Source organism: Laspinema sp. D2d, from assembly GCF_025370755.1.
GTDB lineage: Bacteria > Cyanobacteriota > Cyanobacteriia > Cyanobacteriales > Laspinemataceae > Laspinema.
Window position 1 is genome coordinate 71,513 of sequence record NZ_JAMXFC010000032.1, and the last position, 10,885, is coordinate 82,397.

The following is a 10,885-nucleotide window of genomic DNA, read 5'->3' on the forward strand; positions in this document are numbered from 1 at the left end:
GGGGATTGAGGGGATGAAACTGCCGAAATTCCCTGAAAAAGGGGAAAGCTGGTTTGGGGACTGTTCATCCAAAACCGGCTTTCCCCTGCTTAGACTAACGGAGCAATTTTCTCCCCCTCATTGAGATAAATTGCGATGGGTGAAGGGTTTCGCCTCGGGACCGGAATAGGTTGCCACGATTTGACCCTTGCCGACTAATTGATATTTGTAAGTAACTAATCCTTCCAGTCCAACGGGACCTCGGGGCGGCATCTTTTGGGTACTAATTCCCACTTCAGCCCCGAAACCGTAGCGGAATCCATCAGCAAAGCGGGTGGAACAATTATGGAAAACTCCGGCAGAGGCAACTTGGGCGAGAAATGTATCGGCTGCGGATTGTTTTTCGGTGACGATCGCATCAGTATGACCGGATCCATAAGTGTTGATATGGGCGATCGCTTCTTCTAAGGAATGGACTACCTTAATCGACAGAATCAAGTCCGTATATTCGGTTTTCCAATCCTCCTCCGTTGCCGGTTCCCAATCCTGCAAGTTGGGAGTATTTTTCAGGATAGCTTGGCTGGTTTCATCTAAGCGTAATTGGACCTGCCGCCCTTGGAGTGCAGCCGCAACTTGGGGTAAAAATTCTGGGGCGATCGCCTCATGAACCAGCAAGGTTTCGATCGCATTGCAAGCCGCTGGATACTGAGTTTTAGAATCCACGGCAATGGCAATGGCTTTTTCAATGTCTGCCGAGGCATCCACATAAAGATGACAAATTCCCTCCGCATGACCCAGGACCGGGATGCGAGTATTGTCCTGGACAAAGCGTACAAATTCATTTGACCCTCGGGGGACAATTAAATCTACAAAATTATCTAATTTCAATAACGTTAACGTTTCTTCTCTCGTGGTTAATAACTGTACCACATCAGGATCAACCTCCGTTTGGGCTAACCCTTGGCGAATCGCTTTGACAATGGCTGCACAAGAATGATTCGCTTCTTTTCCTCCTTTTAAAATGACTCCATTTCCTGATTTAATCGCCAGGGCAGAAATTTGAATCGCTGCCTCGGGACGGGCTTCAAAAATCACGGCAACCACTCCTAATGGGGCAGAAACTCGCTTCAAAATTAAGCCTTCATCTAATTCCCGATGCAGTTGTATTTCGCCCACTGGATCCGGGAGTTTGCCCACATCCCGAACTCCGGCAATCGTTGCCTCTAGTTTAGTCCGGTCCATTTTCAGACGGTTGTAAAGGGGTTTGGAAATGCCTTCCGCTTGGGCTAATTCACAATCTTTGGCATTAGCCGCAACAATTTCGGACGCAGCAGCTTGTAAAGCTTGGGCGACTGCCTCGATCGCCTGATTTTTCGCCTCCGTGGAGAGTACCCCCAATTTCCGGGCAGCGATCGCCGTAGATTGAGCAATAGTTACTAGATTTTCCGAAGCAAGTTGCATGGATGTCATGATGATTTTATCCCGTATATTTTCCCGTTAAGACTGAAGTGTTTCACGCCAACTCTAGGCAAAAGAATTTTTCTGGGCGATCGGCACTTCCAAAAACGCTGATGGATTAACCCCAGATATCTCACTCCTCATTTTCTGGAATAGACCTGATTTAACCGAAGGGTGATGAACGGTTGAGTTTAACCAATGGTCTTAACTTTTTTTATGCTATAGCCAATTCTTTAATTTTTGTGGAGTTTTAGACCAAAAACCACGGGTCATAGGTTATGACAGAAAGCAGGGAAAACTTTCCCCAGGGTCTTGACAAAACCACCAAGCTTTGGCTGTTTAGAACCTGTTCATTGTGTACTCGTGACCTGGAGAGTGTTTATGGCTGAATCCTCTTTTCCGAAAGCGGGACGTAGCGGGACTACTGGCGTTAAGCTGATGATGACCGGAGTCGGAGGCAATCTCGCCTGGGCTTCAATGGTGACCATGACCCTCATGTTTGGGATGGTCTTCGTATTGTGTTTAGGGGTTTCTCTGATTCTCAACAGCGAGACTCCAGGGATGGGCTTAGGAATCGCGATCGCCGCTACCCTCGTCTTTAATATCATCGCCTTTTTCCTATCCCCTTGGATTATGGATTTAACCCAGCGATGGCTATACGGGACCCGCTGGATCGACCTCACGGAACTGAATCGCAAGAGTCCCGAGTCGGCAGCCATTATCCGCCAGATTTGTGCGGATAAAAAGCTGAAACAACCGCGTTTGGGGATTATCGATGACCAAAATCCCACCGCTTTTACCTATGGGTCTCTCCCCAATAGCGCCCGGTTAGTGGTCAGCGAGGGGTTATTTACCTATCTTGATGATGATGAAGTCGCCACGGTGTACGCCCACGAACTGGGTCACATTGTCCATTGGGACTTTGCGGTGATGACTGTTGCCTCGACCCTGGTGCAGATTACTTACTTGATTTATGTGTTTGCCCGTCGGATGGGACGGGGTGGAGAAAAAGCTAAGGATATCGCGGCTCAAGTAGCGATGGTAGCCTATATCTTTTATATAGTAGGGACCTATTTGCTGCTGTACCTCTCGCGAACTCGGGAATATTTTGCCGATCGCTTTGCGGCAGAATCCACCGGCAACCCCAACGCCCTCTCCCGCGCATTGGTTAAAATTGCTTATGGGTTAGTAGAAGAAGGGCAAAAAGCTACAGAACCCAGTCGGTTAGTGGAAGGAACTCGGGCATTAGGCATCTACGACCATAAAGCCGCTACCTCCACAGGCACTACCTATCGAATTTCCAGCAAACCTGACCAAATTGGGCGTGTGTTTCTCTGGGATATGTTTAATCCCTGGGGATGGTGGATGGAGTTGAACTCAACTCACCCCTTAACCGGCAAGCGGGTTCGCGCCTTAAGTACCTACGCCGAACAGTTGGGATTAGACATCGAGTTCGACATGGGACGGATTATGGGAGAAGGCCGGACCCTGAGTAAAAGTAAATTATATGGCAGTTTTGTCGGGGATTTGTTCCTCTATACTGCCCCGATGATTGGATTGTTTGCCGGGGCGATCGCCTGGTTCTTCTTCCCCCTACCCGGAGGAGGCTTTGCCTATCTCGGCTATCCTTTACTCGGCTTAGGAATCGGCGTTTTGCTGAAAACCTTTGTCATGTTCCCTAACTTCGATCGCGCCCAAGAAACCGATATTCTCACCTTAATGGCGGACCCCTACGCCAGTCCCTTGCGGGGTAAACCGGCTAAACTCAAAGGCGAACTAATTGGACGGGGAGATGCTGGATATGCTTTTGGGTCGGATTTGAAACTACAAGACCCCAGTGGCTTGCTATTTCTGCGCTATGCCTCCCGGTTTGGTCCCATTGGGAATTTTCTGTTTGGCATGAAGAAGGTGAATAGTCTGATTGGAATGCAGGTTCATTCCTTGGGTTGGTTCAGACGGGGAGTCGCCCCTTGGATGGATTTGATCCAGTTAGAAACTCAGAATGAGACCCAGGTGAATAGTTATCATCGCTTCTGGTCTTTTTTGATGAGTGGCGGGATGATCATCGGCGCAATTGTTTTACTGTTTATCGTTTAATTTGACTAGACTTGGGATTAGCTACAGTCTAAAGTTTGTAGAGACGCGACGTCGCGTCTCTATTTGTTTGAAGAGGTTTAAGATGTCATACGAACGGGAAAAACAAGTTGCTATTGATGCGGCGATCGCGGCTGCTAAACTCTGCCAAGCAGTACGCCAGGAGATTCCGGTGGCGATGGAAAAAATCGATAAAAGCCCGGTAACTGTTGCAGATTATGGGTCTCAAGCGTTGATTTGCAAGGCATTGAATGCGGCATTTCCCGAAGATGCGATCGTGGGGGAAGAAGATGCGACGGATTTGCGTAGCAATGCCGAACAACTCCAGAAAGTGACCCATCATGTTCAGTCCCTGGTCCCGGATGCGACGCCGGAACAGGTTGCCGATTGGATTGATTGCGGGAATGGAGATGTCGGGGGCAGATTTTGGACCCTAGACCCGATTGATGGCACCAAAGGATTTTTGAGGCAGGATCAATATGCCGTGGCGATCGCCTTAATTGAGGATAACGAGGTGAAAGTCGGCGTTATGGCTTGTCCTGCCCTCAAGTTAGAATCGGGAGAAGAAGGGGCTTTGTTTGTCGCCGTCCGAGGAGAAGGGGCAACCATGCAGGCAATCTCGGGAGGAACTGCGCGATCGCTGCGAGTCGTTGACGCTGATGATGTGGAAAATATGCGGTTTGTCGAAAGTGTAGAAGCCAGTCACGGGGACCAATCCAGGCAAAATGCGATCGCCCAAGCAGTTGGATTTACCGCCGAATCCCTGCGAATGGATTCCCAAGCCAAATATGGAATTGTCGCATCAGGACAAGCAGCATTATATATGCGCCTCCCCTCGCCGAAAACCCCAGATTACCGCGAGAATATCTGGGACCATGCCGCCGGGGCGATCGTGGTGGAAGAAGCCGGAGGGCGTGTCACTGATATGCATGGCAATTCTTTACCCTTTGGCATGGGTAAAAAAATGGTCAACAATCAAGGGATTGTCGTTAGCAATGGCATCATTCACGACACGGTTCTAAAAGCCTTACAAGATTCATAAATTTTCATCAGTTCGTAGTAACCTCTGAAGTGGCTACTACGAACTTTGTCCTGGAATATTCGCCTACACTGCCGCCCCTTGTTTCAACGCAACAGCCCCGCGAATTCTTTCCAATACAAACGCTTTATCTAAATACGAGAGTAAATTCCCCGCTTTCGGACCTCGGGACTTACCCATGAAGGTCAAATAAACCGCCGGGAACGCATTATTCGGCTTCATGTCTAACCCTTTACTCGTCGAGAAGATAATCGTTTGCAAGGTTTCACCATCCCAACTCTCTGCCACTTCTAAATTCTTGGCTAACTCACCCAAATAAGTCACCTGTTCATCAGTCAATTCTTGGACTTGTGCAGGGATTTCGTCAAAATAAAGTACCAGTTTTTCTTCTTCATCGGCATAATCATCTAGCCATTTTTGCGCTGACTCAATCCGCTGATGGAGAACCTCCCAATCGGTATCGGTTAGCGGCTGTTCGCAGCGTTTTTGGATTTCTTCTTTGATATCCAAATGAGGGACTTGCAGCAGAGAAATTAAGGTACTGAAATCAAAGGGTTGATAGGTTTTGACTTCATCGGTGAGTTGAGAATAAAACAGCGGTTGAAGTTCTTTATCCTGTTTGGGGTCTTCGCCACTTTCCGGGGTAACTCCTTGATATTTCTCAATTAAGGTGTCGTAATCCCGGAACAATCGGGTGGTGGTTTCATAATTTGGGGCGAAATTAATCACCGATTTCGGTTGGGTTCGCAGCATCAAAAAGCGCAGCAGTTCCGGTGGCAACAATTCAGCGATTTCTTTCGCTGCCGAACCCACTCCTTTGGAAGAACTCATTTTTGTGCCATTGACTAAAATAAACTCGTAGGGAGAATGGAAGGGCGGATTTTTGTGAAGAACTTTGCGACAAATCGCGTTAGCAACATCGCGAGAACCGCCTTTTTGAGAATGGTCTTTTCCAGCGAGTTCGATGGTAACACCTACAAGTTGCCATTTGGCAACCCATTCAACTTTCCAGGGGAGTTTACCGTTGCCATCAAAGGGGGAAATCCAGCCGGAATGTCCGCATCCGTTGACATAGTTGGTGGCGTTGGGTTCGCAGGTATAAAAGACTTCTTTACCGTTGTAGTCGGTGACAACGGTGGTGGCAATTTTTCCACAGTTTTCGCAGATAGTGTGGAAGGGATACCAGTTACTCGGGCGATCGGCTTTACTAACTTCTTTATAAGCTTCCCGAACTAGATGGGAATTTTGCAAGAAGGTATCGATGTAGGGGTTGAGTTGTCCAGTTCGATACAAGTCTCGCAGGTAATAAATTTCCGGTTTAACCCCTAAGTAATCAAAGACTTCTAGGAATTCTCCCATGAAATATTTAGCATAATCCGTCGCCTTGTCATCGGGAGAGGGGACGTTACACAAGGGGTAACCCAAAAAGGGGGCAAATTTCTCGCGATCGAGGTAACTAGGAACAGTATCAAGGGCGTCATAATCATCAACGCCATACATAAATTTTACGGGCTTCCCGGCGTGTTTCAAGGCACGATAAATGACATCATGGATGATTACCCCCCGCAAGGACCCCACATGAACTCGACCCGAAGGGGTTTTTGAATCATTAACGATTTGTTCGCCTTGTGCACTTTCCGCAATTTTGTCAGCCCAAAACATAGCTCAAATTACAATATGAAAACCTTCCTAGTTTAGCATGAAGACACGTTAATCCCAGAAATTTTGGGGCGGTTTGGTGGTGGGGGTGAAATCCGAAGGCGATCGCCGAGTCATCTGCCTTCCCTTGGAGGATGCCCTGCTAAGGGCCAAAAACCGGGTTCCTCATCCCTCCTTTGCGGTTACCTCGACTAAAACCGGCGACTAACATATTCCTGAGTCGCCTGCTGTTTGGGATGGTGAAAAATGACTTCGGTTTTATCATATTCCGATAAATAGCCGATTTTTTCCCCAGTTTCTGTGGTTTTAATATTAAAAAAAACGGTTAAGTCTGAAATGCGAGAGGCTTGCTGCATATTATGGGTGACCAATACAATCGTATAATAATGTTTTAGTTCATACAGCAATTCATCAATGCGGGCGGTGGAAATTGGATCAAGGGCCGAACAGGGTTCATCCATCAAAATAATATCCGGTTTCAGCGCTAAGGTTCGGGCGATGCACAAGCGTTGTTGTTGCCCTCCCGATAAGGTTAAGGCACTGCGATATAGGTTATTTTTAACTTCATCCCATAAGAAGACTTGCCGTAGGGAATATTCAACACATTCATCAATATCCCCTTGATACCCGTTAATTCGCAACCCCAAGGCGATGTTGTCATAGATAGATTTAGGAAAAGGATTGGGTTTTTGAAAGACCATTCCGATTTGCCTACGAAGTTCTACGGGATTCAACTTAGAGATTTCCCGATCGCCCATGTAAATATTTCCGATTCTTCTAAAATTAGGGCAAAGTTCATTTAAGCGATTAAAACACCGGATTAACGTCGTTTTTCCGCAGCCTGAAGGTCCAATAATAGCCGTTATTTTATGGGCATAAATTTCTAAATTGATAGATTCCAAAATTTGGCTTTTATCAAAAAATACCGACAAATTTTGAAGGGTTAAAATTGATGAGGTATGGGGATATAAATACTCCGATGTCAAATTCATAGTCTTAACTAGAGTTGGGGGAGGGAAGAGAGGGCTAGGTTTTACACTTTTCTCGAATCAAAACACCGCAAATATTGAGGATTAATAAAATGCCAACTAAGACTAAAATAGCGGCAGCCGCATTGTTATGAAAGGCAGTTTGAGGACGCAAAATCCAATTGAAAATTTGAAAGGGTAAGGCGGTAAATCGGCTATAAACTCCCTGCCAGGAGAAGGGAGGGGCAAAGGAAACAAAGGATAATGCGCCCACAGCAATTAAAGGGGCAGTTTCTCCGATCGCCCGGGTTAAGGCTAAAAGTGCCCCGGTTAAGGTGGCGGGAAACGCTGCCGGTAACACGATATGCCACAACACCTGAGCACGAGTCATACCCATAGCATAACCTGCTTGATGTAAACCACCGGGAATACTCCGTAAAGCAGACCGAGTGGTAACAATAAACATGGGTAAAATAATCACAGTGAGGGTAAGGGCGGCAGAAAGTAAACTCGGCCCCCCAGTCACCGGGGCTAGGAGGCGCACAAATAATTCTAACCCTAATAACCCATACAAAATAGAGGGGACCGCCGCTAGATTGGCAATATTAATTTCTAAAAACCGATTTAGGGCGGTATTGGCACAATATTCTTCCAGATAAATGGCGGTTCCCATGCCAATGGGTAATGCAAATAATCCGGTTAATCCTAATAGCCATAAACTCCCCATGAGGGCGGGATAAATTCCGGCTTCTTGAGGGTTGCGGGAGGGAAAGCTGGTGATGAATTGCCCGGTTAAATGGGGCAATCCTCGCCGTGAGGCATCGAGGAGTAAAAGGGCAACCATTCCTAGAGTAATGGGGATGGCGATCGCACTCAAAATACTAAACCAGCGGTCCCACACCTGACGCCGAACCAAGGGGGTTTTAAATTCAGCCATTGTCCGGGTTTGTGTCCCCCCCAATCTGGGGGGACTCAGGGCCAATTCTTCATCATAGAGGGGGTAAAAATTAGACCCTTCCTCGGCAGGAACTGTCGGAACGATCGCCTCTGTCATCGCAGTTTGATGGCGACGAACTAGCCAATATCCAAAGCTATTCAATCCCAAGGTAATTAAAAATAACACCATCCCCACGGTGAAAATAGTTTGAAAGGCTAAAGAATTAAACGCAACGGTTCCTAAACTCACCTGAATAATAAAAGCGGTCATAGTTGCAACTGGAACCAGCGGATTGAGGGTCAATTGAGGCGTTTGTCCCGCTGCGATCGCTGAAATCATAGTTTCTCCCAAGGCGCGAGAAGCGGCTAACATAAAGGAAGCAATAATGCCGGGAAATGCCATCGGTAAAACAACTTGAGTTAACACTTCTCCCTTAGTCAATCCTAGGGTATAACCCGCCTCTCTCAGGGAATGGGGAACACTTTTAATCGCATCTTCACTCAGAGAAGAAATAATCGGAACAATCGCCACTCCCGTGACTAACCCTGCGCTTAAGGCATTAAATCTCGCTAGTCCTGGAATCAACTGCTGTAAGAGAGGAGTCACCACTAAGAGGGCAAAATAGCCATAAACCACCGTCGGAATTCCCGATAATGCTTCTAATAGGGGTTTAACCATTAACCGCAGGCGATCGCTGGCATATTCTGCTAAATAAATCGCGATTAACAGTCCAATCGGCATGGCAAATAAACTCGCAATTCCCGTCACCATCAAGGTAGCACTAGCTAAGACTAAAATGCCGAAATGTTGACTGGGAAAAAGCGGCGTCCACTGAGTATCCCTGAAAAAATTCCAGAGGGGAACCGTCTGAAAAAAGAGCACTGTTTCATAGACAAACACAGCGGCGATCGCCACGGAAATCGAAATCGGAATCCCCGCAATCATTGCGAGAATCAGGTGTAAAACCCGTTCTATCCAAGTGAGTCGGTGTAGATTACGCTGCCAAGACTCTCCCTCCGGGAGTCGGGGTTCTAAGGGATGAAACTCCATAAAATACCTGAGATATTATCGGATTAAAATGCGATCGCCAGACTGTTGAGGATATCCCACAGGGTTGACCCCCTATCGATTGGAGTTAATTCTAGCGGAATTTTCTTTAATTTTCCAGGTTCAGGGCCTCATGCAGGTTGATGTCAACGGTTGAACCGGACTTAAAAATTGACCCAACTTTCCCCTCTTGATAGCGGTTTCTAACTACCGTCATCACCGATTCAGGCAGGGGAACATACCCCACTTCCGAGATTAAATATTGGTGTTCTGGATTCAAATGAAAGTCTACAAATGCTTTCACATCTGGGCGATCGGCCTGGGATTTGTTAATATAGATAAATTCCGGACGAGAAAACGGTTGATAGCTATTATCGGCGATCGTATCCGGACTCGGTGCAATACACCCTTTCCCAGAATCAATTTCTACTAATTTTAACTTACTTTGATTTTCCTGATAGTAAGCATAACCAAAAAAGCCTAGACCCTCGGTATCAGCAGCCACGCCTTGGACGATGATATTATCATCTTCACTCGCCGTATAATCCCCTCGACTTTGTTGTTCTTGTCCCACTAAAGCAGCGGTAAAATAGTCGTGAGTCCCTGAATCGGTACCCGGACCAAACAATCGCAGGGGGCGATTGGGAAAGGTCGAACGAATTTGGTTCCATTGGACGATTTTTCCTTCAGCGGCGGGTTCCCAAATTCGCTTTAGTTCTTCTACCGTTAGGCATTGAACAAAGTCATTATCCGGATGAACCACCAGGGAAATACCATCAAGGGCAATGGGAACTTCTATATATTCAATCCCATTTTTTTCGCACAATTCTCGCTCATTTACATCAATTGCCCGAGACGCATTAGAAATATCAATTTCTCCCTGGCAAAATTTCTTAAATCCGCCACCGGAACCGGAAATTCCAATGGTAACTCTCACCCCCGGATTCGCTTTCATAAATTCTTCGGCCATTGCCTCAGAGATGGGGAAAACCGTGCTGGAACCATCGACGCTCAAATTATTGATATCATTTCGTCCCCCCCGGTTTTGAGCTGATGTTCCTGTCCCCCGACAAGCAGTGAGGCCAAGCAGAATCAAAAGGGTCAGTGCTGTCCATTTGAGCGGATATTTACCCGGAAATTGATACATCATAAGGGTTTTTTAAAGCTAAATTATAGAAATAAACTCAATCTTATATTTATTATTTTAATTTTCATTAATTTAGTTAATTTAACTTTCAATTTCTAAAAAACAGGGATGCTTTTAAAAATTGTAATATAAATTAAAAATTTTGACAGTTTTTTTGAGTTAAACTTGAGAAAACATTGGGTAAAGAATAGGTAAAGAAGTTAAAATGAGGGAAAAGGAGTTGTGAACTAGAGAACGAGATAGCTGTGGGTTATCCGCTATAGCTGTGGGTTATCCGCTAGGGAAAAAAGGGAGAAATTTTGTTCTGGAAAAACTCAAGGATAGCGATCGCACTTTACCCTCCCGCCTTCTGAAAGGTGGTTATAGAGTGCATTAAAAAAGTGCAACAATGGAGTTGCACCTTCTGTTAACCTCACCCCTTGGCGTAGTGAACCGACGGCAGATTTGGCGTTGCACATTTATGGTATGATTACATTGGAAAGGGTTCAATTCCTTCAATTGGGGAGGGGTATAGTCCTATGTTTCAGGTAGTACAGAAGCAATCTGATAGAAATCGT

General features: G+C 46.3%; 7 protein-coding genes. 2 read left to right on the plus strand and 5 right to left on the minus strand.

Annotated elements, in window-relative coordinates:
- Positions 1 to 117: 117 nt before the first annotated feature.
- Positions 118 to 1,449, minus strand: coding sequence for a glutamate-5-semialdehyde dehydrogenase (locus NG796_RS19600; protein ID WP_261208584.1), 1,332 nt, complete (start codon positions 1,447 to 1,449; stop codon positions 118 to 120).
- A 369-nt stretch (positions 1,450 to 1,818) separates the two neighbouring features.
- On the opposite strand from NG796_RS19600, the gene NG796_RS19605 reads away from it, so the two are divergent.
- Positions 1,819 to 3,534, plus strand: coding sequence for a zinc metalloprotease HtpX (locus NG796_RS19605; protein WP_261208590.1), 1,716 nt, complete (start codon positions 1,819 to 1,821; stop codon positions 3,532 to 3,534).
- 82 nt (positions 3,535 to 3,616) lie between these two features.
- Positions 3,617 to 4,573, plus strand: a complete 957-nt coding sequence (locus tag NG796_RS19610; RefSeq protein WP_261208592.1) for a 3'(2'),5'-bisphosphate nucleotidase — start codon at positions 3,617 to 3,619, stop codon at positions 4,571 to 4,573.
- Between the two features lie 63 nt (positions 4,574 to 4,636).
- On the opposite strand, the gene lysS is transcribed toward NG796_RS19610, so the two are convergent.
- The 4 genes from lysS to NG796_RS19630 all read right to left on the minus strand — a co-directional run bounded on the left by lysS (position 4,637) and on the right by NG796_RS19630 (position 10,331).
- A complete protein-coding gene (gene lysS / locus NG796_RS19615) occupies positions 4,637 to 6,232 on the minus strand; it encodes a lysine--tRNA ligase (protein ID WP_261208594.1) in 1,596 nt (531 codons plus the stop codon).
- Between the two features lie 188 nt (positions 6,233 to 6,420).
- Positions 6,421 to 7,221 carry a phosphate ABC transporter ATP-binding protein gene (locus NG796_RS19620; protein ID WP_261208595.1) on the minus strand — a complete coding sequence of 267 codons (801 nt, stop codon included), beginning with the start codon at positions 7,219 to 7,221 and terminating at the stop codon, positions 6,421 to 6,423.
- Positions 7,222 to 7,255: 34 nt separating this feature from the next.
- Positions 7,256 to 9,184 (minus strand): phosphate ABC transporter permease PstA, encoded by a 1,929-nt coding sequence (pstA, locus tag NG796_RS19625; RefSeq protein WP_261208596.1) that lies wholly within the window; start codon positions 9,182 to 9,184, stop codon positions 7,256 to 7,258.
- A 106-nt stretch (positions 9,185 to 9,290) separates the two neighbouring features.
- Positions 9,291 to 10,331, minus strand: coding sequence for a PstS family phosphate ABC transporter substrate-binding protein (locus tag NG796_RS19630; RefSeq protein ID WP_261208597.1), 1,041 nt, complete (start codon positions 10,329 to 10,331; stop codon positions 9,291 to 9,293).
- Positions 10,332 to 10,885 lie beyond the last annotated feature (554 nt).